The sequence below is a fragment of the Streptomyces sp. S063 genome (assembly GCF_002832675.1).
Classification (GTDB): Bacteria; Actinomycetota; Actinomycetes; order Streptomycetales; family Streptomycetaceae; genus Streptomyces; species Streptomyces sindenensis.
Genome location: NZ_CP021707.1, coordinates 3,474,385 through 3,498,796 on the forward strand (window position 1 = coordinate 3,474,385; position 24,412 = coordinate 3,498,796).

The window sequence follows — 24,412 nt, forward strand, 5'->3', positions numbered from 1 at the left end:
GTCGGCGGGTCGTACCTCCACAAGAGGTTAAAATCGCAGTTGACCAGCGAGGACGGGGCTCCTCACTGGCCCTGTGCCGGGGACCGGGATGCGGGCGGCGTACCGTATGGCCACGGAAGCAGGTACCGTTAAAGCCCTACGGGCGCGGTCTCTCTGCCGAGAGTCCGTCCTGAAACATGAACGCGTGTCAAGACTCTGGGGCCGTCGAGCCCCGTCACCGAGGGGGTCGAGCCATGGGGCGCGGCCGGGCAAAGGCCAAGCAGACCAAGGTCGCCCGCCAGCTGAAGTACAGCAGCGGCGGGACGGACCTGTCGCGTCTGGCCAATGAGCTGGGCGCATCGCCTTCGAGTCAGCCACCGAACGCTGAGCCGTTCGAGGACGACGACGAGGAAGATGACCCGTACGCACAGTACGCGGATCGCTACAATCAGGACGATGACGACGATCAGGACGACCAGTCCGGCCCGTCGTCACAGCGCCGCGGCGCTTGACCTCGCGCTGACACTTCAACCCGGCCCGGGCTTGCCCCGGGCCGGGTTCTGTGTGTCCCGGTCCGGGTTGCCCGGAGTGCGATCCGGTCTCCGTTCCGTGCCCGGTGCGCCGGGCACGGAACGCCCGGCGCACCACCGTGTGAGCGCGCTCAGCGTGCGTAGGTCCCGGTCAGCTCGGCGCCCGTCGCGTGGTCTCCGCGGCCGGTGATCTCACCGGCGACCCAGGAGTCGACCCCGCGGTCGGCCAGTGTCGTCAGGGCCGCGTCCACCGAATCGGCCGGGACGATCGCGATCATGCCGACGCCCATGTTGAGCGTCTTTTCCAGCTCCAGCTGCTCGACCTGACCTGCCTTGCCGACCAGGTCGAAGACCGCGCCGGGCGTCCACGTGGAGCGGTCCACGGTGGCGTGCAGCCCGTCCGGGATGACCCGGGCGAGGTTGTTGGCCAGGCCGCCGCCGGTGACGTGGCTGAAGCCGTGCACCTCGGTCGTACGGGTGAGGGCCAGGCAGTCCAGGGAGTAGATCCGGGTGGGCTCCAGGAGCTCCTCGCCCAGCGTGCGGCCGAACTCCTCGACCTCGCGGTCCAGGGACCAGCCGGCCCGGTCGAACACCACGTGGCGGACGAGCGAGTACCCGTTGGAGTGAAGACCGGAGGACGCCATGGCGATGACGGCGTCACCCTCGCGGATACGGTCCGGGCCGAGCAGGCGGTCGGCCTCGACCACGCCCGTACCGGCTCCGGCGACGTCGAAGTCGTCCGGGCCCAGCAGACCCGGGTGCTCGGCCGTCTCGCCGCCGACCAGGGCGCAGCCCGCCAGGACGCAGCCTTCGGCGATGCCCTTCACGATGGCCGCGACACGCTCGGGGTGCACCTTGCCGACGCAGATGTAGTCGGTCATGAACAGCGGCTCGGCGCCGCACACGACGAGGTCGTCCACGACCATGCCGACCAGGTCGTGGCCGATGGTGTCGTACACGCCCATCTGGCGGGCCAGGTCCACCTTGGTGCCCACACCGTCGGTGGCGGAGGCGAGGAGCGGACGCTCGTAGCGCTTCAGCGCCGAGGCGTCGAAGAGACCGGCGAAGCCGCCGAGCCCGCCGAGGCCGGCGACCTCGGGGCGCTGGGTCTTCTTCACCCACTCCTTCATCAGCTCGACGGCGCGGTCACCGGCTTCGATGTCGACGCCGGCCGCCGCGTAGGAAGCACCTGTTGTCTCAGACATGGCCTGGGATCTTTCGTGTGGAGATACGGGGCTGGTGGGGGATGCGGCGGCGCGTCCGGGTCACGGACGGCGCAGCGCGTCGGCCGCGGCGGTCGCCGCGGGGCCCGCCGCCAGCTCGGTCTCCAGCAGCTGCTTGCCGAGCAGCTCCGGGTCCGGGAGGTCCATGGGGTACTCACCGTCGAAGCAGGCACGGCAGAGGTTCGGCTTGTCGATCGTCGTCGCCTCGATCATCGAGTCGATCGAGATGTACGCCAGCGAGTCGGCGCCCATGGAGGTGCAGATCTCGTCGACGGTCATGCCGTTGGCGATCAGCTCGGCGCGGGTGGCGAAGTCGATCCCGAAGAAGCAGGGCCACTTCACCGGCGGCGAGGAGATCCGGATGTGGATCTCGGCGGCGCCGGCCTCGCGGAGCATCCGGACCAGGGCGCGCTGGGTGTTGCCGCGGACGATCGAGTCGTCGACGACCACCAGGCGCTTGCCCTTGATGACTTCCTTGAGCGGGTTGAGCTTGAGCCGGATGCCGAGCTGGCGGATGGTCTGCGAGGGCTGGATGAAGGTCCGGCCGACGTAGGCGTTCTTGACCAGTCCGGCGCCGAAGGGGATGCCGCTGGCTTCCGCGTACCCGATCGCGGCGGGGGTGCCGGATTCCGGGGTCGCTATGACGAGATCCGCCTCGACGGGGGATTCGGCGGCCAGTTTGCGGCCCATCTCCACGCGGGAGAGGTAGACGTTCCGCCCGGCGATGTCGGTGTCGGGGCGGGCCAGGTAGACGTATTCGAAGACACAGCCCTTGGGCTTCGCTTCTGCGAATCGAGAGGTGCGGAGACCGTTCTCGTCGATGGCGACGAGCTCGCCCGGCTCGATCTCGCGCACGTAGCTGGCGCCGCAGATGTCGAGCGCGGCGGACTCGGAGGCGACGACCCAGCCGCGCTCCAGGCGGCCCAGGACCAGCGGGCGGATGCCCTGCGGGTCACGGGCGGCGTAGAGCGTGTGCTCGTCCATGAAGACGAGCGAGAAAGCGCCCTTGACGTCGGGGAGCACCGTGGCGGCGGCCTCCTCGATGGTCAGCGGCTTGTCGTTCTCGTCGCGCTGTCCGGCGAGCAGCGCGGTCACCAGGTCGGTGTCGTTGGTCGCGGCGACCTGGGTCGCCCGGCCGTCCTTGCGCGGGAGGTCGGCGACCATCTCCGCGAGCTGGGCGGTGTTGACCAGGTTCCCGTTGTGGCCGAGGGCGATCGAGCCGTGCGCGGTGGCACGGAACGTCGGCTGCGCGTTCTCCCACACCGAGGCACCGGTGGTGGAGTAGCGGGCATGACCGACCGCGATATGGCCCTGGAGGGAACCCAGAGACGTTTCGTCGAAGACCTGCGAGACCAGTCCCATGTCCTTGAAGACCAGGATCTGGGACCCGTTGCTCACTGCGATGCCCGCGGATTCCTGTCCGCGGTGCTGCAGGGCATACAGTCCGAAATAGGTGAGCTTGGCGACCTCTTCACCCGGAGCCCAGACACCGAAGACGCCACAAGCGTCCTGGGGGCCTTTCTCTCCGGGGAGCAGGTCGTGGTTGAGTCGTCCATCACCACGGGGCACGGCACCGAGTGTAGGCGAGATCGACCACTGGTCCGAATTGGGGACCGGGGGGCAAACGCGCGGTGGAGCACGGGGAACGGGCCCGCCCGCCGCCCGGGGCGGGCGATTCGCGGGACTTCGCCCGGTGACCCTGTGTGACGCCCGCCCGGAGGGCGCGAAGCGTCCGGGACGGACGCGGCGCTCACTTCCGGGCCGAGCGGCTGGTTACCGACGGGTAGCCGGGGTGGGCGGTGGACGGCGGCCGTGGCGCTCGGTGAGCCCGGCCGATCTTCGCCCGGACTGCTGGCCGAACGCTCGTTTCGTGGTGAGCCTCACACCGAGGAGCCGGGTTCAGCCGTGCTGGGAGCTGTTTTCGGCCCCGGCGGGAGCGGCTGTGGCCCCGATCCCCTTGCCGTCGTCGGCGGCCAGGGTCAGTGTGCTGCCCTTGATCGTGTACGTCTTCGTGCCCTTGAGGGCGGCGAGCACGGCGCGCTCGGTCTCCATCTGGGCCTCCGGGCACATCTTGCGGGTGCTGACCGTGGGCCCGAAGACGATCGTGGAGCCCTTGACCGTGGCCTTGCCGCTGAAGGAGTTGCAGCCGGCGTTGCCGCGTACGGTGCCGTCCTCGGCGAAGGTCAGGTGCGGCGTGCGCTCCTTCGGCAGATCCGCGGGCACGGTGGTGGCGGTCTGCCCGTCGAGCAGCGTGTCGACCGTCCACCTGGTACCCACCAGGTCGGCCGGCTTCTCCTCGCTGAGCGCCATGGTGTCGCCGCTTTCCGTGGTGAGGGTCAGCTTGTCGCCGGAGAGCTTCGCGGTGTGCTCGCCGCCCATCGCGTCGATGGCGGCCTTCTCGAACCTCTCGATCTTCACGTCGCACGCCATCTGGGTGGTGACGGGCTTGCCCAGGGTGATCCGGTCGCCCTTGACCTGCGCGTCCACGCTGATGTGGTTGCAGCCGAAGTCCGCGGTGGCCCGCCCCTTCGGGTCGATCTCCAGGCGGGCCCCCTCCGGGGCCTCGGTCTTCTTCCCGCCGACGGTCACCGAGTCGACGCTCCACGCCACGCCGGTGACGGGGACATCGCTCCGCACGGTGTCACCGCCGTCGCCGGATCCCTTGCCGGAGCCGGAACCCGACTCCGTACCGCAGGCGGCGAGGGCGAGGAGGGCCAGGACGCTGACGCTGAGAGTCATCCGTTGTGTGTGCATGGCGATGGGACGGTACGAGGGTCCGATCCGGTTCCGCCCGCTCCGCTTGGGCGTACGGAACCGGGGTGCCGCCTCCTGGAAATGCCCTGGCCGCCGGGCGGCCCTGCTCAGCGCAGCAGCGGGAGCAGGGCGGCCAGATCGGCCCGCTCACCACTGGCGCTGACCTCGGCGTCCTCCAGGGCCCGCGCCCACTCCGTACGCCCGGTGGCGAGCCGGATCCAGGTCAGCGGGGAGGTCTCCACGACGTTGGGCGGGGTGCCCCGGGTGTGCTTGGGCCCGCCGATGCACTGGACCACCGCGAACGGCGGGACGCGCACCTCGACCGAGCCGCCCGGCGCCCGGTCCGCGAGGGTGTCCGCCAGCAGCCGGGTGCAGGCGGCCAGCGCCTGCCGGTCGTACGGGACCTCCAGCCCGAGCGCGTCGTTGAGGTCGTCCGTGTGGACGACCAGTTCGACGGTCCGGGTGACCAGGTAGTCGCTCAGCCGCATGGAGCCGACCCGGGTGGGCAGCAGCCGGTCCCCCGTGCCGGCGGCGGGGACGTCCGCGAGGAAGGCCGCCTCGACCTCCCCGTACAGCGCGAGGAGATCGGGGAGGCCGGCCGCCGGGGCCGGGGCCTCGGGGTCCCGGACGACCGCGGCGACGGCCGGCGGCCACTCCAGGAGGGTGGTCGCGGGCTTGGGTCCGGGCGGCTCCGGCAGGGCCAGGTCCCGGCTGACCGAGCCGAGCCCCTGCGCGATGTGCGCGACCAGATCACGCACCGCCCAGTCACCGAGCCGGGTCGGCCGGGCGAGCTGCTGCGGCGTCAGCGCGGCGACGGCGTCGCGCACATGGGCGTACTGGGCGAGGACCGCCGTCCGGGTCCTGCGGTGGTCGTAGACGCGCGGGCGCTTCTTGGCCGGGGGCATGGGCCGAGACTAACCGGCACCGCCGACATCGCCCGGCCGGGCTTCCGCGATCCGCGCCTCGGCTTCGTCGACCGTGAACGTCTCGCCGTTCGCCGGAACCCCGATGCCCCGCCAGGTGAACGGGATGCCCCGGGCGTCGTCGAGGTCCGGGCTGTCCATGAGGTGGAGGTGGAGGTGCGGTTCGGAGCTGTTGCCGGAGTTCCCGCACCGCGCGATCCACTGCCCGGCCCGGACCGTGTCCCCGGCCTTCACCCGGAGCGAGCCGCGCTGGGCGTGGGCGTAGACGGCGTACGTGCCGTCGCCGAGGTCGAGGACGACGTGGTTGCCGACGACCCGGTGCACTCCGAGGATCGAGCGGACGTTGCCCTCGACGAACATCAGGTAGAGGAGGCCCAGGAGTGAGTTCCGGCTCAGGTGGTCGCGCCGGCCGTCCCTCGCGGTCACGACCGTGGCATCGGCCACCGCGAGCAGCGGGGCGCCGAAGGCCGGGAAGGCGCTGTTGCGGCGGAAGAGCGGCCAGAGCCAGCGGAACGCCGGCCGGGCGGGGGCCTCGCCCTCCGCCGTCTCCGGGTCGGCCACGATGTCGATCGCGTACGTCTGCCCGTACACATGCGTCCCGTGGCTCGGCACCTTGTCCGCCGGGCTGTTCAGGGCGCTCCAGCGGCCGGTGACCGGCGGTTCGACCTCGACCGGGGGCCTCGGCTCGCCCCGGGGCGCGGCGGCCCGGGCCTGCAGGGTGGTCGTGGCCACCATGAGGGCGAGCACGACCATCGCGGGCAGGAAGGTGGTCGTCCAGCCCGGTCCGGGCAGATCCGTGACGAACTCACCGGCTATCAGCGCGAGCAGGACCAGCCAGGACAGCCGCATGGCGGCCGGAACGGCTTTGCGGACGGACATGATCGTTTCCCCCTGCTGTCTGCGGTTCTCAAGGCCGCGCCGCCGTCAGCACCACCAGGAGCGGTACGACCCGGGCGGGCGGTACCTCGTACCGGCCGCGCCCCGCCGCGTGCAGCCAGCCCGCGCCCGTCAGTTGGCGCAGGTGGTGGTAGATCTGGCCGGTGGTGCCGGCGCCGTCGAGCGCGGCCAGCTCGGCGGCCGTCCTGAGGCCGCCGAGGATCTCGCGGAGCAGGCGCAGCCGGACCGGGTGGCCCAGGGCGGCGAACGACTCGGCGGCGTCCGTCCAGTCCCCGTCGAACAGGGCCTCGGTGAAGGCGCCGTACTGCCATCCGTACTGCTCGCCGGTGGGCAGCCGGACCGAGCCCGTGTAGAGCACTCCCCCGTCGGCCCCGGCCTCCCCGACATCGGCGAGCTGCTGTTTCAGCCCTTCCAGCGCCCAGAAGTCGCCGTCGCCCAGGCGGGGGGACTCGGGGTCCCGTCGCTCCAGCGCCGTGAGCCGCCTCTCCAGCTCGGCGACCCGCTGCTCCAGCTCCATGACACCAACCTTACGTAATTACGTAATTTCCATCAAGAGGGTTCGGGGGAAGGCCGAAGCCCCTGCCCGGGCGGCCCGGGCAGGGGCTTCGTGAGACGCCGGTCGGCGCGCGGCTCAGGCGAGCAGCGCGGGGATCGTCGCCTCGTGCGCCGTACGGAGCTCGCTCAGCGGGAGGGAGAACTCGCCCTGGAGCTCGATCTCCTCGCCGTCCACGACACCGATGCGGGCGACGGGCAGACCGCGCGCCCCGCACATGTCGGTGAAGCGGAGCTCCTCGCTGCGCGGGACCGCGACGACCGCGCGGCCGGCCGACTCCGAGAAGAGGAACGTGAACGCGTCCAGGCCGTCCGGCACGACCAGCCGGGCGCCCTTCCCGCCGCGCAGGCAGGACTCGGTGACCGCCTGGATCAGGCCGCCGTCGGACAGGTCGTGCGCGGCGTCGATCATGCCGTCGCGCGAGGCCGAGATGAGGATCTCCGCGAGCAGCTTCTCGCGGCCGAGGTCCACCTTGGGCGGCAGGCCGCCGAGGTGGTTGTGGACGACCTCGGACCAGGCCGAGCCGCCGAACTCCTCGGCCGTGTCGCCCAGCAGGTAGAGGAGCTGGCCCTCTTCCGCGAAGGCGACGGGCGTACGCCGGTTCACGTCGTCGATCACACCGAGCACGGCCACGACCGGCGTCGGGTGGATCGCCGTCTCACCGGTCTGGTTGTAGAGCGAGACGTTGCCGCCGGTGACCGGGGTGCCCAGCTCCAGGCAGCCGTCCGCGAGACCGCGCGTGGCCTCGGCGAACTGCCACATGACGTCCGGGTCCTCGGGCGAACCGAAGTTCAGGCAGTCCGAGATGGCGAGCGGCTTGGCGCCGGAGGCGGCGACGTTGCGGTACGACTCCGCCAGCGCGAGCTGCGCGCCGGTGTACGGGTCGAGCTTGGCGTACCGGCCGTTGCCGTCGGTCGCCAGCGCCACACCCAGGTTCGACTCGGCGTCGATGCGGACCATGCCCGCGTCCTCCGGCATCGCGAGGACGGTGTTGCCCTGCACGAAGCGGTCGTACTGGTCGGTGATCCACGCCTTGGAGGCCTGGTTCGGGGAAGCGACCAGCTTCAGGACCTGGTCCTTCAGCTCGGCGCCTGTCCGCGGCCGGGGCAGCTTGCCCGCGTCGTCCGCCTGGAGCGCGTCCTGCCAGGACGGGCGGGCGAACGGGCGCTGGTAGACCGGGCCTTCGTGGGCGACCGTGCGCGGGGGCACGTCGACGATCTGCTCGCCGTGCCAGAAGATCTCCAGCTGGGAGCCGTCGGTCACCTCACCGATGACGGTGGCGATGACGTCCCACTTCTCGCAGATCTCCAGGAAGCGGTCCACGTGCTGCGGCTCGACGATCGCGCACATGCGCTCCTGCGACTCGCTCATGAGGATTTCCTCGGGCGAGAGGGAGGAGTCGCGCAGCGGCACGGTGTCCAGCTCGACGCGCATGCCGCCCGAGCCGGCGGAGGCCAGCTCGCTGGTGGCGCAGGAGAGCCCGGCGCCGCCGAGGTCCTGGATGCCCGCGACGAGCTTCTCCTTGAAGATCTCCAGGGTGCACTCGATGAGGAGCTTCTCCTGGAACGGGTCGCCGACCTGGACGGCGGGCCGCTTGGCCGGACCCGTCGACTCGAAGGTCTCCGAGGCCAGCACGGAGACGCCGCCGATGCCGTCGCCGCCGGTGCGGGCGCCGTACAGGATGACCTTGTTGCCGGGGCCCGACGCCTGCGCAAGGTGGATGTCCTCGTGCTTCATGACGCCGATGCAGCCGGCGTTGACCAGCGGGTTGCCCTGGTAGCAGGAGTCGAAGACGACCTCGCCGCCGATGTTGGGCAGGCCCAGGCAGTTGCCGTAGCCGCCGATGCCCGCGACGACGCCCGGCAGGACGCGCTTGGTGTCGGGGTGGTCGGCCGCGCCGAAGCGCAGCGGGTCCACGACCGCGACCGGGCGGGCGCCCATGGCGAGGATGTCGCGGACGATGCCGCCGATACCGGTGGCCGCGCCCTGGTAGGGCTCGATGTACGAGGGGTGGTTGTGCGACTCGACCTTGAAGGTGACCGCGTACCCCTGGCCGACGTCGACGACGCCCGCGTTCTCGCCGATGCCGACGAGCATCGCGTCGTTCTCGGGGACCTTCTCGCCGAACTGCTTGAGGTGGACCTTGCTGCTCTTGTACGAGCAGTGCTCGGACCACATCACGGAGTACATGGCGAGCTCGGCGCCGGTGGGACGGCGGCCCAGGATCTCGCGGATCCGGGCGTACTCGTCCTCCTTGAGGCCGAGCTCCTTCCAGGGCTGCGCGGCGTCCGGGGTCTCGGCCGCGTGCTTGACCGTATCCAGGCTCATGCGTTGACCAGCTTCTTGATGATCGAGGTGAAGAAACCCAGGCCGTCGGTGCGGCCGGTGCCGATCAGCGGCTCCACGGCGTGCTCCGGGTGCGGCATCAGGCCGACGATGTTGCCCGCGGCGTTGGTGATGCCCGCGATGTCACGGAGCGAGCCGTTGGGGTTGCCGTCCAGGTAGCGGAAGGCGACGCGGCCCTCGGCCTCCAGCTCGTCGAGCGTGCGCTCGTCGGCGGTGTACCGGCCGTCCATGTTCTTGAGCGGGACGCTGATCTCCTGGCCGGCGCTGTAGTCCGACGTCCAGGCGGTCCCCGCGTTCTCCACCCGCAGCTTCTGGTCGCGGCAGATGAAGTGGAGGTGGTTGTTGCGCAGCATCGCGCCGGGCAGCAGATGCGCCTCGGTCAGGATCTGGAAGCCGTTGCAGATGCCGAGGACCGGCATCCCGGCCTTCGCCTGCTCGATGAGGGGTTCCATCACCGGCGAGAAGCGGGAGATGGCACCGGCGCGGAGGTAGTCCCCGTAGGAGAAACCACCGGCCAGGACGACCGCGTCGACCTGGTGCAGGTCCTTGTCGCGGTGCCACAGGGACACGGGCTCGGCGCCCGCGATACGGACGGCGCGCAGGGCGTCCTGATCGTCGAGGGTGCCGGGAAAAGTGACGACGCCGATACGGGTGGTCACTTCTCCTCCACCTTCACGACGAAGTCCTCGATGACGGTGTTGGCGAGGAACGTCTCGGCCATCTCGTTAATACGGGCGAGGGCGGCGTCGTCGACCGGCCCCTCGACCTCCAGCTCGAAACGCTTTCCCTGACGAACGTCCGCGATTCCCTCGAAGCCGAGACGGGGCAGTGCGCGCTGCACCGCCTGTCCCTGCGGGTCGAGGATCTCGGGCTTGAGCATGACGTCGACTACGACGCGTGCCACTGGCACTCCCGGTGTGGTGGTGTGGTGCGGCTGTCTCTCCGGGGGGTTCCCCAGACCCCCGCGGGTCCACTCAGCGTACCTGGCCAAAATTTCTACGCGGGTAGATATCGGGCGGGGCCCGCCCGGCGAGGGCACCCCGTAGATCACGTCCGTATATCGGCCGCGACACCGCCCGGAAAAGGTCTGGAAAAAACCCACCCGGATTGCACACGGATTGCACACGGACACGCGCACCTAATTGGTGGGGCTTCACAATGCGGCACCCGCCGCTGTACAAATGATTACCGGGGAAAGCACCATTGCCCCGGGGACAACGGAACAGTCGACACCTCGTCGATCCGCTTCCGCCCGCCGGCAGCCGGAAGGCCGGCATCCGCGCACGCAGAACGCGCCGGTGCCGCAGGAAAGGACCGATATCCGTGGCTCAGCGCGTAGTGGTGACACTCTCCGACGACATCGACGGGGGAGCGGCGGCGGAAACGGTGACCTTCGCCCTGGACGGGAAGACGTACGAGATCGACCTCAATCCCGCCAACGCGAAGAAACTGCGGAAGACGCTCGCGCCTTACGTGGCCGCCGGCCGTAAGCAGACAAACGCCGGCAAGCACGGCAGGACGCCCACGGCCTACCGTCACACCTCCCTCGCCCCGGACCCGGCGGCCGTCCGCGCCTGGGCCCGCTCGCACCGGATGGACGTGCCGGCCCGCGGCCGCATCCCGAAGAAGGTCTACGAGGCGTTCGCCGCGGCGGGTTGATCCGACGGTCGCGCGACGCCCCGTCAGGCCGCCCCGGGCGGACCGCCGGAGGGCCGGCCGGCCCTCCGGCGGGTGCGCTCCGCGAGCCCGGCGGGGAGCCGACTTGCGCGACACCCCCGCAGGTCGGCTAGAGTCTGGAGCACGCCGAGGGGCGAGGCCGCAAAGCCGAATCCCACGCAGCGTGCGGGTGTAGTTCAGTAGTAGAACAGCCCCCTTCCAGGGGGAAGGCGCAGTGTGCAATTCCTGTCACCCGCTCTGCACGACTCTCCGGACCACTTCGATGGATCAGGTAGAGTAGTGCTCGCTCCACCGGTGAAAGCCGAGTGGCTGCACTGCGGACGTAGCTCAGTTGGTAGAGCGCAACCTTGCCAAGGTTGAGGTCGCCAGTTCGAACCTGGTCGTCCGCTCAGAGGCAAAGGCCCCGATCGTTTTCGATCGGGGCCTTTGGCGTTCTTCCGTCACCGTATGACGTTTGTCATGAGCGGTGATGACAGCGCGCACTGCTCTCGGGCCCGATCCGGCGGAAGCCTGGAGGCATGACCAGCGACGACATTCTCAGCGACCGCGCGAACGGTCCCGTGATCGAGGCGAACGGGGTCCGCCGCCGTTACGCCGACGGCTTCGAGGCCGTGTCCGGGATCTCCTTCTCCGTGGCCCGCGGCGAACTGTTCGCCCTGCTCGGGACGAACGGCGCGGGCAAGACCTCCACCGTGGAACTCCTGGAGGGCCTGGCGGCACCGTCCGACGGCACGGTCCGGGTCCTCGGCCACGACCCGTACCGCGAACGCGCCGCCGTCCGCCCCCGTACCGGCGTCATGCTCCAGGAAGGCGGCTTCCCCTCGGACCTCACGGTCCTGGAGACCGCACGCATGTGGTCGGCCTGCACCACCGGCGCCCGCCCCGCCGCCGAGGCCCTGGAGATGGTCGGCCTGACCGCCCGGTCGGGCGTCCGGGTCAAGCAGCTGTCCGGCGGCGAGAAGCGCCGCCTCGACCTGGCGCTCGCCCTGACCTCCCGGCCCGAGGTGCTCTTCCTCGACGAGCCGACGACCGGTCTGGACGCCGAGGGCCGGCAGGAGACCTGGGAGCTCGTACGGGCCCTGCGGGACAACGGTACGACCGTGCTGCTCACCACGCACTACCTGGAGGAGGCCGAGGCGCTCGCCGACCGCCTGGCGATCATGCATCAGGGGAGGGTCGTCACGACCGGGACGATCGCCGAAGTGACAGCGCGGCAGCCGGCCCGGATCCGGTTCGTCCTCCCCGACGCGGTCCCCGCGGCCCGGCTCCCGCTCTCGCTGCGGGCGGCGGCCGAGGGGCCCCGGGTCGAGATCCGTACCCCCTCCCTCCAGGAGTCGCTGCACGAACTCCTGGAATGGGCCCGGGAGTCCGGCGTACGGCTGCACGGCCTCGACGCCCGCTCCGCATCGCTGGAAGAGGCGTTCCTCGACATCGCGAAGACCCAGCACGCCCCCCGGGACCAGGACCCCCGCCAGGTCCCGGGCCGCCCCGCCCGCTCCGGCTCCACGACGAAGGTGACGGCATGACGACCACCACGACCCCCGTCCGCGACCGGACGCCCGCCGCCTCCCCCACGGGTGCGGCGGCCGTGGCCCGGCGGCTGACCGCTCTCGGCCGCGCCGAGATGCTCCTTCTGCTGCGCAACCGGACCGCGATCGCCGTGGCCCTGCTGCTGCCGCTGGTGATGATCTTCGCCATCCGGTCCTCGCTCGAACAGGTCGACCTCGGCGGCACCGGGATGACCGTCGCGGGCGCCACCCTGACCGGCGGCATCGGCATGGTGCTCGTCCAGGTCGTCTACATGAACCTCGTCTCCGCCTACGTGGCCCGGCGCGAGGAACTCGTCCTGAAGCGGCTGCGCACCGGCGAGATCTCCGACCGCGAGATCCTCATCGGCACCGCGCTGCCGTCCGTCGCCCTGGCGCTCGCCCAGTGCGTGCTGCTGGTGGCGGCCGGGGCCATCGCCTTCGACCTGAGCGCGCCGCACCGCCCCGACCTGCTGGTGGCCGGGCTGGTGCTGGGCTTCGTCCTGATGTCCGCGCTGGCGGCGGCGACCGCCGTGATCACCCGGACCGTGCAGACCTCGCAGCTCACCACCCTGCCGCTGTACTTCGTCTCGCTCTTCGGCTCCGGACTGTTCGTGCCGCTGGCGGTCTTCCCGGACAGGCTGGCCTCCGTACTGGAGCTGCTGCCGATGACGGGCGTGATGACCCTCGTCCGGCACGGCTGGCTCGGCGGCGTGGAGAGCGGCGATCTGTTCACGGCCGGGGCGACCGCTTTGGCCTGGACCGCTTTCGGCGTGTTTGCTGTGCGACGGTGGTTCCGCTGGGATCCGCGCGGCTGACATGAAGGGGCTGAAGGGCGTGATCGGTCGGGTACGGGGCTGGCGGCGCAGCTGGCACGAGCGCAGCAAACTCCAGCGCATCGACCTCTACACCCGGGTGACGCTCTCCTCGATCACCTGGCTCTTCGCGGTGTCCTGGGGTCTGCTGCCGCTCTCCGAGGCCCTGGACGAGGGAGCGGTGGCCATCGCCCTGGGAGCAGCGTTCCTCGTCGCCAACATCGCCCAGTCCGTGCTGAGCAGCCGCAACCTGACGCCCGCCTTCGACGCCTATCGGGGTCTGGCTCCGTTCCCTCCCGGGCGGCTGCGGCTGCCCGCCGCCCTCCAGGTGGCGATGACCGGCCTCGTGGTGGCCCTCGCGGCGGTGGGAGGCGTCCGGGACGAGGGGCTCGTCCTGCTGGTTCTGGACCTGCCGGTGGCGTTCTCCATCCCGTACGTCCTGATCGTCCCGGTCCGGACGTTCCTGCTCCACGCCGCCGCCTTCTCGGTGGCCGGCACGGCCCTCCTGGCGGCCGTGGGCGTACCGGGCGGGCAGTTGTTCGGCGCGGTCGTCTCCCTGGTCGTCGTCACCCTGCTGGTGCTCGTCTCGGCCCGTCCGAGCGCCTGGAGCCTGTCCGTGATGTGGCAGGCGGAGGAGGCGCGGGACATGCAGGCCCGCCTGGCGGTGGCGGAGGAGCGGCTGCGGTTCGGCCGGGACATGCACGACGTGCTGGGCCGGAACCTGTCGGTGATCGCCCTGAAGAGCGAGCTGGCCGTGGAGCTGGCCCAGCGCGGCAACCCGGCGGCGGTGGACCAGATGGTCGAGGTGCAGCGGATCGCCCGGGCCTCGCAGCAGGAGGTCCGCGATGTCGTACGCGGCTACCGGGAGGCCGATCTGCCCACCGAACTCATGGGGGCGCGGGGCGTGTTGCAGGCCGCCGGGATCTCGGTCACCGTCGAGGGCGCGGACGGCCCGGCCGGTATCGGTGCTCCGGCCGCCGTGCAGGCGGCGCTCGGCTGGGTGGTGCGCGAGACCGCGACGAACGTCCTGCGCCACGGCGACCCGCGCCACTGCTCGATCCGGCTCGCCCGGACGCGGGACGCGGTGGTCCTGGAGGTCGAGAACGACGGGGCCGGCGCCGCCGACCCGCTCGGCGGCGGGGGCGACGGCGGCGGTTCGGGCCTGGCGGGGCTGCGCGAACGGCTCGGGGCGCTCGGCGGAACCCTCACCGCGGGACCGGTCGGGGACGATCTGTTCCGGGTGACGGCAACGGTGCCACTGACGGCCTCCGGCCGGGGGGCGGGCGGGCGTACTGTTCCGGCCCGGGCCGGGCGCGCCCCCGGGGCCCCGGACGGGCTGCCGGGCTCGGGCGGGCCCCTGCCCTCGGAGGGACAGCCCGCCTCCTCGGGCTCGGGCGAACAGCCCGGCCCGGACGACGGCCCCCCGGCCCCCTCCACCCCCTCTCCCTCTCCCGCCCCTTCCGCCCTCCCGGAGGAACGATGACCACCGCGCGGCCCCTGCGCGTCCTGCTGGCCGACGACGAGCATCTGATCCGGGGCGCGCTGGCCGCGCTGCTCGCCCTGGAGGAGGACCTCGTCGTGGTCGCGGAGGCGGCGAGCGGGCCCGAGGCCCTGGCGATGGCTCTGGCGCACCGGCCCGACATCGCCGTCCTGGATCTTCAGATGCCGGGCGCGGACGGTGTGAAGGTCGCCACATCGCTGCGGGCCGAACTGCCCGACTGCCGCACCATGATCGTGACCAGTCACGGCCGTCCCGGGCACCTCAAGCGGGCCCTGGCCGCCGGCGTACGCGGCTTCGTGCCCAAGACCGTCAGCGCCCGGCGGCTGGCCGAGATCATCCGTACCGTCCACGCCGGAAACCGTTATGTGGATCCGGAGTTGGCCGCCGACGCGATCTCCGCGGGGGACTCCCCGCTGACCGCCCGGGAGGCCGAGGTGCTCGAACTGGCGGCGGACGGGGCGCCGGTCGCGGAGATCGCCGAGCGGGCCTCGCTGTCCCAGGGGACCGTACGCAACTACCTCTCCTCGGCCGCCTCCAAGATCGGTGCGGAGAACCGGCATACGGCAGTGCGTCTCGCACGCGAGCGAGGATGGGTATAGTAGGCATCGCGCTTCGGCGCACTGCGGACGTAGCTCAGTTGGTAGAGCGCAACCTTGCCAAGGTTGAGGTCGCCAGTTCGAACCTGGTCGTCCGCTCCGCAGGAAGAAGGCCCCGGACCTTTCGGTCCGGGGCCTTCTCCGTGTCCGCCGTTCGTTACGCCCAGCTGGTGCCGGTGAGCACCTCGAACGCCTCGATGTACTTGGCGCGGGTCGCGTCCACGATCTCCTGCGGCAGCGCCGGCGGCGGCTGCTCGCTCCCGCGGTCCCAGCCGGAGGCCGGCGAGGTCAGCCAGTCGCGCACGAACTGCTTGTCGTAGCTGGGCTGCGCGCGGCCGGGCTCCCAGGTGGCGGCGGGCCAGAAGCGGGAGGAGTCCGGGGTCAGCACCTCATCGGCGATGATCAGCCGCTCGGTTCCGTCCTCGGTGGTCTCGAAGCCGAACTCGAACTTCGTGTCGGCCAGGATGATCCCGCGCTCGTGCGCGATGTCCCGGGCCCGGGCGTAGACGTCGAGCGTGGTGCGCCGCAGCTCGGCGGCGGTCTCCACACCGACCTCGCGGGCGACGTCCTCGTAGCTGACGTTCTCGTCGTGATCGCCGACGGCCGCCTTGGTGGCCGGGGTGAAGATCGCGCCGGGCAGCTCGGACCCGTTGACCAGACCCTCGGGAAGGCCGATGCCGCACACCGTACGGGTGGCGTCGTACTCCACCAGACCGGAGCCGGTCAGATAGCCGCGCGCCACGCACTCGACCTCCACCATCCGCAGCGACTTGCAGATGAGGGTGCGGCCCGCCCAGTCGGCCGGGGCGCCCGGGGGCAGCTCGGTGGAGATGACGTGGTTGGGGACGAGGTCGGCGAGCTGGTCGAACCACCAGAGCGAGAGCCGGGTGAGGACGCGGCCCTTGTCGGGGATCTCGGTCGGCAGGACCCAGTCGTACGCGGAGATACGGTCGCTGGCGACCATCACGAGGTCGCCCGCCTCGTTCCGGTACAGGTCACGCACCTTGCCGGTGTGCAGGTGGGTGAGGCCCGGAACCTGTACGGGCTCGGGCTTTTCTACAAAACCGGACACGGTGCCTCCGCGTAGATTGATCCAGGAGCGGTTCCGATTGTCCCGTACGGAGGACGTGGAGCGCGCGCCGGGCCCGGTGCCGATGCGGTGGCGCCCGTCAGTCGCGCTTGCAGATCCGGTCGAGGAGGTTGGCGGTGGCCCGCTGGATCCGGGGGTCGGTGTGGCCGGGGCGGTCCAGGGCCGGGGACCAGGCGAAGGTGCCGGAGGCGAAGACGAGGGCGCCGGAGGGGGCCTGGTAGAGCGAGGTCTCCTGGTGGCGGGTGGCTCCCTCGGAGTCCTCGTACGGGGAGTGGGCGAGCAGGATCCGGTTGTCGTGCTCGGGCAGGCTGGTGCGCGGGAAGTAGCGGTCGGCCTCTCCGGCGACCAGTCCCGGGATCTCGTCGCCCTCGACCGCGCCCGTGGCGTCCCAGAGCCAGTGCTCGGCGTTGCGCACGACCATCGGGCGGGGATCGGGGACCCGGCCCGCGTACTGGATGCCCAGGAGCTGCTGCTCGGGGCGGTCCACCTCGCGCCACAGGGCGGACTTCCCCGGCCCCCGGCGTTTGCGGCAGGTGAGCAGCCGGTCGGGCTCGCCGGACGCGGAGGGGGCGAGGCCCACCTGCCAGTACATGGTGTTGGCGGAGAGGAAGACGAGCGAGGTGCCGGAGTCCCGGGCTCGCTCGGCGGCCCGGCGCATCGGCAGCGACCAGTACTCGTCGTGGCCGGGGAAGACCAGGCCCCGGTAGCGGCTGGGGTCGACGCGGCCCGCGTGCAGGTCGCGGGCGTCGGCGTAGGCGAGGTCGTAGCCGTACCGCTCGGCCCAGCGGATGAAGTCGTACGCGTGCCCCACGTGCAGCGGCAGGCCCGATCCGGCGTACGGGCGGTCGAAGGAGATCGTGACGGCGGCGTCCTCCTCGCCGAGCAGCCGGCCCCGCTCGTCCCACGCGTGGTAGAGGCTGGCGCCCGTGCGGCCGTCCTCCGGGTAGAGGTTGTACGCCTGCCAGGTGATGTCGGGCAGCAGGAGCAGCAGGTCGGCGGGGTGGTCGTGGCGCACGGTGAAGGGGATGTGCGAGCGGTAGCCGTCGGCGGTCGTCAGGACGGCCACATACGCGCCGACCGACCAGTAGCTCGGGATCTGGAGCCGCCAGGACATCCACCAGTGGTGGCAGGAGACGGTCCGGTCGGCGGCGAGCGGCGGGGGCTGGACGATGCCGGAGAGCCGCGGGCTCGTGGTGATCTTGGCCGCGCCGTCGCCGCCGTAGTGACCGATCCGGTAGACGTCGACCGAGAACTGCTGGGGCGGGTCCACGGTGATGTGGAAGTCGATGGCCTCGCCCGGGGCCGCCGCACCGGGCGAGACGAAGCCCTTGATCTGGCGGTGCACGTCGTCGGCGGTGCGGGTGCCACCGCCGGTGGAGCGGGCGAGGTCGGCGTACCAGGGGACGACCTGGCCGGTGTCGTCGAAGTAGTTCTCACTGCCGCGCAGCCAGGGCAGCGGGCCCTGGCCGAAGGGGTCGCTCACCGCGTGCGCGAGGGCACCCGACTCCCACCGGCGAATCTGCTCCGCCCCCATGCCGCGCCCCTCCCTCGGATCCCCCGGACAGCTCGGGCGATCCCCCGGACAACTCTGGTGCGCCGAATGTCAGCGCCGATCCCCAGCACATCACATAACGCACGCGGCCCGTCACCCTTCGTCGTGAATTGACGGGAACGGAACCATTCCTTCCGAACCTTCGGACCGTGGGCTCCGCACTCCGGACGGGGCGGCCCGCGGCACGGCTCCGGGTCGCCCCGGTCGGCCGGCATTCGCGGTCACACCAGCCGGACCGGCTTGTCGGAGCGCACCCCCACCTCGGCCAGCCAGTTCAGCAGCGGGTCCGGATCGCCGTCCTCCACCAGGCTGAGCACCGGAGCCGCGAGGTCCGCCCGCCGCTCACCGCCGACGAGCAGCGCGGGACCGTCCAGCCAGTCCAGGCCCGGGGCCGCGCCCGCCGTGTCCACGGCGGCACAGCAGACCATGGCCGCGACGTGGTCGGCGAGCAGCTCGGTGCCCGTACGCGGCGGCTGGAGCGGGAAGAGGGGCAGCGGGCCCGGCCCCCAGAGGTCGAGGGGATCGTCGGCCGCACCGCCGTATGCGGGACCGCCCTGCTCCGGACCGCCCGGGACCGGGGCCTCGACCTCCTCGCGGGCGACCGCGGCGCCGATGCCCGCCGCGAGCGCCTCGCCGGGTCCGCCGGGTCCGCCCGGTCCCGACAGGTGCTCCATCACCCGGGCCAGCGTGGGGACGGCCGGGTCGGCGGCGGAGGCCCGGGGGACGCCCAGGGTGTCCAGGACGCGGTGCAGCCGCGCCGCCTCGCTGCGCCACTTCCGGTCGACGACCTCGTCGGGATACTGCTGCCAGTCCACCGGTGCCCAGCCCGGACCGCTCTCGGCGGGCCCGCCGTGGAAGAGCCGGGCGGCGAGCAGCGACGCGGCCTCGTCGGCCACCCCGGGCTCCTCCAGCAGGTCGCACGCGGGCCGCTCGCCCAGCCGCAGGGCGAAACCGTCCGCCAGCCGGTCCCGGCGGGAGAGCTCGGTGAGCGCCGAGACGACCCCGGCGTCCAGTCGGGAGGGCCAGCGGCCCATCCGCCAGGCGGGCAGCGCCACCCGGGTCAGCAGCCGGTCCCAGCCGGCGTAGGCGAGGCCGACCTGCTCCTGGGCGGCGATGCGCAGCCCGTAGTCGACCGTCTGGGCCCGCATGGACGCGGCGGCCGCCACACAGCGCTCCATCTCGGCGGCATGGCTCCGGCAGGCCCGCAGCAGCAGCCGGGAGACCCGGCCGGCGAAGGCGAGCGGCGCCCCGCGCACCAGGCCCCGGCCGGGGGCGGCCGCGTCGGCGATCGCGGCGTCCAGCCCGCGGACGAAGCGGCGGGCGGCGGCTATGTCGGGATGCGCGGACGGGCCGGTGCCCGCCACGACGGGGGCGAGGACCGCGCGGAGCTCGGCGACCCGCATCCACCACAGGAACGGCGAGCCGATGACCAGGACGGGGGCGGTGTCCGCGGCCTCCACCGAGGCTTCCGGTCCCTTCCGGGGCGACGCTCCCGGGCCCTTCCGGAGTGCTGCTCCCGGGCCCCTCCGGAGCGCGCGGTGGGTGCGGTCCTCCAGCCAGCTGTCGCAGTCCGGGGTGAGCGCCACGGCCGAGGGCGCGGGCACGTCGAGCCGGTCCGCCAGCTCGCGCACCAGGCGGTAGAGATCGGGGGCGCCCTCCTCCGGCACGGGGACGGTCGGGCTCATGGCGGGCCGCGCGCGGGCCACCGAGACGGCGACCAGGACGGTCACCAGCAGCACGACGACCGCCACGCCGAGGACCGTCCAGCGCACGGCGTCCCAGGCCGGACCGGCCAGATGCCCCTGCGCGTCCGCCGCGAACAGCACGACGGCGACGGCCGCGGGCAGGATCGCCACGGCCAGGGCCCTGCTGCGGATCCGCAGCAGGGCGAGCGCCCGGGCCTGCGCGGCCCGCGCACCCAGCTCCTCACCCACGTCGGTACCGGACACGGCCGGACGTCACCCCCTCTGCCCTCATCGCGGACCTCTTGGCCCTCGCGGCGGTGTTGCTCACTCCCCCACTGTGGCACCCGTCACCGACATCGCAATGCCGGTGGGCCAAGTGCCGGAACGCTTGCGCCGCACCCTAGTTGGGGGTCCGGCGGCCGTCATCCGGATAGCCCAGTCGTCACCCGATGGAATGGCTTTGGGCAAAGCTGCTGACGTGTTCGCGCCCATGAGGCAGGCCCCCCGGGAGGAGAGGAGCGGTCCGGTGGCATGCGGCAGCCCCTCGCGCCCGCCGCGTACGCCGGTGGCGCACGGGGCGGGCGGAGGGGCTGCGAAACCCTCGTATGCCGGCGGTCAGCCCTGGGAGGCCTTCAGAGCGATGTCCGTACGGTGCTGGGAACCGTCCAGGCGGATCCGCCCGAGCGCGGTGTAGGCGCGCTCGCGGGCCGCCGTGAGGTCCTTGCCGGTCGCGGTCACCGAGAGCACCCGGCCGCCCGCGCTGAGCACCGTGCCGCCCTCGGCGCGGGTCCCGGCGTGCAGGACGTACGCGTCGGGCGCATCCTTGGCGGCGACGTCCGCGAGCCCGTCGATCGGGTCGCCGGTGCGCGGGGTGTCCGGGTAGTTGTGGGAGGCGATGACCACGGTGACGGCGGCGTCGTCGCGCCAGTTCAGCGGCGGGAGGACGTCCAGGGTGCCGTTGGCGGAGGCGAGCAGGACGCCGGCCAGCGGGGTCTTCAGCCGGGCCAGGACGACCTGGGTCTCCGGGTCACCGAAGCGGGCGTTGAACTCGATGACCCGGACGCCGCGCGAGGTGATCGCGAGGCCCGCGTAGAGCAGTCCGGAGAAGGGGGTGCCGCGGCGGCGCAGTTCGTCGACGGTGGGCTGGAGGACGGTGTCGAGGACCTCGTCGACCAGCTTGGGGTCGGCCCACGGGAGCGGGGAGTAGGCGCCCATGCCGCCGGTGTTCGGGCCCTCGTCGCCGTCCAGGGCGCGCTTGAAGTCCTGAGCGGGCTGGAGCGGCACGACGGTGGTGCCGTCGGTGATCGCGAAGAGGCTGACCTCGGGGCCGTCGAGGAACTCCTCGATGACCACGCGGTCGCAGGAGAGCGCGTGGGCGCGGGCCACGTCCACGTCCTCGGTGACGACGACGCCCTTGCCGGCCGCGAGGCCGTCGTCCTTGACGACGTACGGGGCGCCGAAGGCGTCGAGGGCCTCGTCGATCTCGGCGGGGGTGGTGCAGACGTAGCTGCGGGCGGTGGGAACTCCGGCGCCTGCCATGACGTCCTTGGCGAACGCCTTGGAGCCTTCCAGCCGGGCCGCTTCGCCGGAGGGACCGAAGCAGGGGATGCCGGCCGCCCGCACGGCGTCGGCGACCCCGGCGACGAGCGGCGCCTCCGGGCCGACGACCACCAGCCCGGCGCCCAGCTCGGTCGCGAGGCGCGCGACGGCGTCACCGTCGAGCGCGTCGACCGGGTGCAGTTCGGCCACCTCTGCGATGCCGGCGTTGCCGGGGGCGCAGTACAGAGCGGTGACATCGGGGTCGAGGGACAGAGAGCGGCACAGGGCGTGTTCGCGGGCGCCGCCGCCGATGACGAGGACCTTCACGGGGTGCAGCCTAGCCGCCGGACGCGCGGAGCCCCGACGGCCGCCGGTCCGCGGACGGGCGGGAGGCCCGCTCGACCGGGAAGCCTACGCGGGGTGGGCGTCGGGAGCCCGCCTCACTGCTCGTTGGCGAACTCGTCGATCACGGTGGCGCCGAGCTCGCGGACGATGAGGTCGTGGCCGGAGAGCGCGGAGTCGACGAGATCCGGATCGTCGTCCTCCGGGACGTCGTCCTCGGGGGCGACGGAGCGCGGCGGCTCCGCCCCGTACGAACCGTGGGAGGCCTGGGGGGCGGGCGCGGCATCCCGGCCCTGCGGCGGCGCGGCGGCAGGCGGCTGCTGCTGGACCGGCGGGGCGGACTGCCCCTGCGGCGCGGGCGCGGACTGCTGCGGGGGCGCGTGCTGGGGCCGGGGCTCGTACGCGACCGGGGCGGCGGGGGCCGGGGGGCGGGCTGGTACTGCGGGGCGGGACGTCCGCCGCCGCCGGACTGCGGGGGCATGCCGCCGCCACCGGAGGTGTCGATGACGGCTTCGATGCGCCACTGGGCGTTGAAGCGCTCGGCGAGGGCCTGCTTGAGGACCTCCTCGCTGCCGCTGCTGGCGAAGTTGTCGCGGGCGCCCGCGTTGAGGAAGCCGAGCTGGAGCGTCGTCCCGTCGAACCCGGCGACCTGGGCGTTCTGGCTGAGCAGGATCCAGGTGAAGCGGCGGCGGTTCTTGACCGCCTCCAGGATGTCGGGCCACATGTTCCGCACCTGGACGGCGCCCTGGGCCATGCTCTGCCCGCCCTCGGAGGCGGCCTGCGGCGCGGCGGGGGCCGCCGGGACGGCAGGGGTCGCGGCGGGCGGCGGGGTGGCGGCGGGGGCGGGCCCGCTGCCGGGGGCGGACGCGGTGGGCCAGCCACCGGGGCGACGGGCCTGCTCCCCGGCCCCGGAACCTGCCCCGGATCCGGCTCCCGCGGCGGCGGGCCAGGAACCGGGCCGCTGGCCGGGCTCGGGGGCGGGCGCCGGGGAAGCCTGCGGGGCGGGCTCGGCGGCGGGCGGGGCGTAAGCGGCCGGGGCGTGGGCGGCCGGAGCAGCGGGCGGGGCCTCGCCCCGTACGGCGGCACGAGCGGCGTCCGGACCGGCGGGCCCCCCGAGCACAGGGCCCTGAGCAGCATGGGCCTGGGAAGCATGGACGTCCGGCCCCGGTGCGTACCCCATGGGGGCGGCGCCGGCGGGCGGGGCGGCGAACGTGGCGCCGGCGGCGGCCGAGGCCCCGCGCTCCAGCCGGTCGAGCCGGGCCTGCAGCGACCGCTCGTCGTCGTAGGCGGCGGGCAGCAGGACCCGGGCGCAGATCAGCTCCACCTGGAGGCGCGGCGAAGTGGCACCGCGCATCTCGGTGAGCCCGTCGTTGACGAGGTCGGCGGCGCGGCTCAGCTCGGCGGCGCCGAAGACGGAGGCCTGGGCCTGCATGCGCTCGACGACGTCGGCGGGCGCGTCGATGAGCCCCTTCTCCCCCGCATCCGGCACGGCGGCGAGGATCACCAGGTCCCGCAGCCGCTCCAGGAGATCGGCCACGAACCGACGCGGATCGTTGCCGCCCTCGATGACCCGGTCCACGACCTCGAAGGCGGCGGCCCCGTCGCCGGCGGCGAAGGCGTCGACGATCGAGTCGAGCAGCGAGCCGTCGGTGTAGCCGAGAAGCGAGGTGGCCATGGCATACGTCACACCGTCGTCGCCCGCGCCGGCGAGCAGCTGGTCCATGACGGACATCGAGTCACGCACGGACCCGGCCCCGGCGCGCACGACGAGCGGAAGGACGCCGTCCTCGACCGGGCTGTTCTCCCGCCCGCACACCTCGGCGAGATAGCTGCGCAGGGTGCCGGGGGGCACGAGCCGGAACGGATAGTGGTGCGTACGCGACCGGATCGTCCCGATGACCTTCTCGGGCTCGGTCGTCGCGAAGATGAACTTGAGGTGCTCCGGCGGCTCCTCGACCACCTTCAGCAGGGCGTTGAAGCCCGCCGGGGTGACCATGTGAGCCTCGTCGATGATGTAGATCTTGTAACGACTCGAGGCGGGCCCGAAGAAGGCCTTCTCGCGCAGATCACGGGCGTCGTCCACACCACCGTGGGACGCGGCGTCGATCTCGATGACATCGATGGACCCCGGCCCGTTCCTCGCGAGGTCCCGACAGGACTGGCACTCCCCGCACGGGGTCGGCGTGGGCCCCTGCTCGCAGTTCAGGCAGCGGGCGAGGATGCGCGCGCTGGTCGTCTTTCCACAGCCGCGCGGCCCGCTGAACAGGTACGCGTGATTGACCCGGTTGTTCCGCAGGGCCTGCTGGAGCGGGTCAGTGACATGCTCCTGACCGATGACCTCGGCGAACGACTCGGGGCGGTAGCGGCGGTACAGCGCAAGGGACGACACATCTACGAGGTTATCGGGACCGACTGACACCCGGCCCCACAGCACCGCACGGCAAACGCAAAGGGCCCCCCACGCACCCGCCAGAGCCAACCTACCCTTGCTGCCTTCCGGCCCTGGGGGAGTTCAGTCAGATAGCGCCACGTGAGGGGCTGACGCCCACCTTAGCGGATCCCCACCCCCCGCGGTCCACCCGCCCTCCCCCGACGAACGGCCTGCGACGCCCCCGAACCCCGCTGGCGGACGATCTCCGGGGAACGTGTTCGCGAGCACCCTCAAACGTCTTGTATTGTTTGCGGCGGAGGATTCGCCTAGTGGCCTAGGGCGCACGCTTGGAAAGCGTGTTGGGGGCAACCCCTCACGAGTTCGAATCTCGTATCCTCCGCCATTGCTCTCACCGGGCAATACGTCGAAGGCCCCCGCAGTTCGCTGCGGGGGCCTTCGGCGTTGATGGTCTCAGTCCTGATCTCATTATATTTCCGTGGATGTGACCGGAAC

At 72.3% G+C, this 24,412-nt stretch carries 19 protein-coding genes, 4 tRNA genes, 1 other RNA gene and 1 pseudogene; 10 read left to right on the forward strand and 15 right to left on the reverse strand.

Annotated elements, in window-relative coordinates; translation table 11 throughout:
* The first annotated feature begins 233 nt into the window (after positions 1-233).
* The gene (locus CCZ36_RS15830; protein ID WP_006125824.1) at positions 234-491 is read left to right on the forward strand and encodes a DUF3073 domain-containing protein; all 258 of its coding nucleotides are present in this window, start codon (positions 234-236) and stop codon (positions 489-491) included.
* 149 nt (positions 492-640) lie between these two features.
* On the opposite strand, the gene purM is transcribed toward CCZ36_RS15830, so the two are convergent.
* The 9 genes from purM to purS all read right to left on the reverse strand — a co-directional run bounded on the left by purM (position 641) and on the right by purS (position 10,109).
* Positions 641-1,714, reverse strand: a complete 1,074-nt coding sequence (purM, locus tag CCZ36_RS15835) for a phosphoribosylformylglycinamidine cyclo-ligase (protein WP_069740110.1) — start codon at positions 1,712-1,714, stop codon at positions 641-643.
* Between the two features lie 60 nt (positions 1,715-1,774).
* Positions 1,775-3,301, reverse strand: coding sequence for an amidophosphoribosyltransferase (purF, locus tag CCZ36_RS15840; protein ID WP_128817911.1), 1,527 nt, complete (start codon positions 3,299-3,301; stop codon positions 1,775-1,777).
* Positions 3,302-3,631: 330 nt separating this feature from the next.
* Positions 3,632-4,471, reverse strand: coding sequence for an META domain-containing protein (locus CCZ36_RS15845; RefSeq protein ID WP_079149749.1), 840 nt, complete (start codon positions 4,469-4,471; stop codon positions 3,632-3,634).
* 122 nt (positions 4,472-4,593) lie between these two features.
* The gene (locus CCZ36_RS15850; RefSeq protein ID WP_128817912.1) at positions 4,594-5,391 is read right to left on the reverse strand and encodes a maleylpyruvate isomerase family mycothiol-dependent enzyme; all 798 of its coding nucleotides are present in this window, start codon (positions 5,389-5,391) and stop codon (positions 4,594-4,596) included.
* A 9-nt stretch (positions 5,392-5,400) separates the two neighbouring features.
* Positions 5,401-6,288: a M23 family metallopeptidase gene (locus tag CCZ36_RS15855; RefSeq protein WP_128817913.1), complete on the reverse strand. Its 888-nt coding sequence runs from the start codon at positions 6,286-6,288 to the stop codon at positions 5,401-5,403.
* Positions 6,289-6,316: 28 nt separating this feature from the next.
* Entirely contained in the window at positions 6,317-6,823 is a 507-nt protein-coding gene (locus CCZ36_RS15860; RefSeq protein ID WP_069740115.1) for an ArsR/SmtB family transcription factor, read from the reverse strand.
* 114 nt (positions 6,824-6,937) lie between these two features.
* Positions 6,938-9,187, reverse strand: a complete 2,250-nt coding sequence (gene purL, locus CCZ36_RS15865) for a phosphoribosylformylglycinamidine synthase subunit PurL (RefSeq protein WP_128817914.1) — start codon at positions 9,185-9,187, stop codon at positions 6,938-6,940.
* The gene (purQ, locus tag CCZ36_RS15870) at positions 9,184-9,864 is read right to left on the reverse strand and encodes a phosphoribosylformylglycinamidine synthase subunit PurQ (RefSeq protein ID WP_069744403.1); all 681 of its coding nucleotides are present in this window, start codon (positions 9,862-9,864) and stop codon (positions 9,184-9,186) included. The genes purL and purQ overlap by 4 nt, the downstream gene beginning before the upstream one ends.
* Positions 9,861-10,109 (reverse strand): phosphoribosylformylglycinamidine synthase subunit PurS, encoded by a 249-nt coding sequence (purS, locus tag CCZ36_RS15875; RefSeq protein WP_069744404.1) that lies wholly within the window; start codon positions 10,107-10,109, stop codon positions 9,861-9,863. The genes purQ and purS overlap by 4 nt, the downstream gene beginning before the upstream one ends.
* Before the next feature lie 419 nt (positions 10,110-10,528).
* Here purS and CCZ36_RS15880 point away from each other — a divergent pair, with 419 nt between their 5' ends.
* From CCZ36_RS15880 to CCZ36_RS15915, 8 genes are all read left to right on the forward strand, one after another.
* Positions 10,529-10,864, forward strand: a complete 336-nt coding sequence (locus CCZ36_RS15880; protein ID WP_069740118.1) for a histone-like nucleoid-structuring protein Lsr2 — start codon at positions 10,529-10,531, stop codon at positions 10,862-10,864.
* A 183-nt stretch (positions 10,865-11,047) separates the two neighbouring features.
* A tRNA-Gly gene (locus tag CCZ36_RS15885) sits at positions 11,048-11,119 on the forward strand.
* 79 nt (positions 11,120-11,198) lie between these two features.
* Positions 11,199-11,271, forward strand: a tRNA-Gly gene (locus tag CCZ36_RS15890).
* A gap of 129 nt (positions 11,272-11,400) precedes the next feature.
* Complete coding sequence (locus CCZ36_RS15895; protein ID WP_069740119.1) at positions 11,401-12,408, forward strand: ABC transporter ATP-binding protein; 1,008 nt, start codon at positions 11,401-11,403, stop codon at positions 12,406-12,408.
* Complete coding sequence (locus CCZ36_RS15900; RefSeq protein ID WP_069740120.1) at positions 12,405-13,226, forward strand: ABC transporter permease; 822 nt, start codon at positions 12,405-12,407, stop codon at positions 13,224-13,226. Before CCZ36_RS15895 ends, CCZ36_RS15900 begins: the two co-directional genes overlap by 4 nt.
* 1 nt (position 13,227) lies before the next feature.
* On the forward strand, positions 13,228-14,706 hold the full coding sequence (locus tag CCZ36_RS15905) for a sensor histidine kinase (protein ID WP_234427902.1): 1,479 nt from the start codon (positions 13,228-13,230) through the stop codon (positions 14,704-14,706).
* Complete coding sequence (locus CCZ36_RS15910; RefSeq protein ID WP_069740121.1) at positions 14,703-15,323, forward strand: response regulator transcription factor; 621 nt, start codon at positions 14,703-14,705, stop codon at positions 15,321-15,323. The genes CCZ36_RS15905 and CCZ36_RS15910 overlap by 4 nt, the downstream gene beginning before the upstream one ends.
* Before the next feature lie 23 nt (positions 15,324-15,346).
* A tRNA-Gly gene (locus CCZ36_RS15915) sits at positions 15,347-15,419 on the forward strand.
* A gap of 58 nt (positions 15,420-15,477) precedes the next feature.
* On the opposite strand, the gene CCZ36_RS15920 is transcribed toward CCZ36_RS15915, so the two are convergent.
* The 6 genes and pseudogenes from CCZ36_RS15920 to ffs all read right to left on the reverse strand — a co-directional run bounded on the left by CCZ36_RS15920 (position 15,478) and on the right by ffs (position 24,071).
* On the reverse strand, positions 15,478-16,392 hold the full coding sequence (locus tag CCZ36_RS15920) for a phosphoribosylaminoimidazolesuccinocarboxamide synthase (protein ID WP_069740122.1): 915 nt from the start codon (positions 16,390-16,392) through the stop codon (positions 15,478-15,480).
* A 97-nt stretch (positions 16,393-16,489) separates the two neighbouring features.
* Positions 16,490-17,944 (reverse strand): N,N-dimethylformamidase beta subunit family domain-containing protein, encoded by a 1,455-nt coding sequence (locus CCZ36_RS15925; RefSeq protein WP_069740123.1) that lies wholly within the window; start codon positions 17,942-17,944, stop codon positions 16,490-16,492.
* A 239-nt stretch (positions 17,945-18,183) separates the two neighbouring features.
* The gene (locus CCZ36_RS15930; RefSeq protein WP_128817916.1) at positions 18,184-19,911 is read right to left on the reverse strand and encodes a hypothetical protein; all 1,728 of its coding nucleotides are present in this window, start codon (positions 19,909-19,911) and stop codon (positions 18,184-18,186) included.
* Positions 19,912-20,262: 351 nt separating this feature from the next.
* A complete protein-coding gene (purD, locus tag CCZ36_RS15935; RefSeq protein WP_128817917.1) occupies positions 20,263-21,513 on the reverse strand; it encodes a phosphoribosylamine--glycine ligase in 1,251 nt (416 codons plus the stop codon).
* 113 nt (positions 21,514-21,626) lie between these two features.
* Positions 21,627-23,917 (reverse strand): annotated as a pseudogene (locus CCZ36_RS15940) (DNA polymerase III subunit gamma and tau).
* 57 nt (positions 23,918-23,974) lie between these two features.
* Positions 23,975-24,071: signal recognition particle sRNA small type (ffs, locus tag CCZ36_RS15945), an RNA gene on the reverse strand.
* A 143-nt stretch (positions 24,072-24,214) separates the two neighbouring features.
* On the opposite strand from ffs, the gene CCZ36_RS15950 reads away from it, so the two are divergent.
* Positions 24,215-24,302, forward strand: a tRNA-Ser gene (locus CCZ36_RS15950).
* The last annotated feature ends 110 nt before the right edge of the window (positions 24,303-24,412 follow it).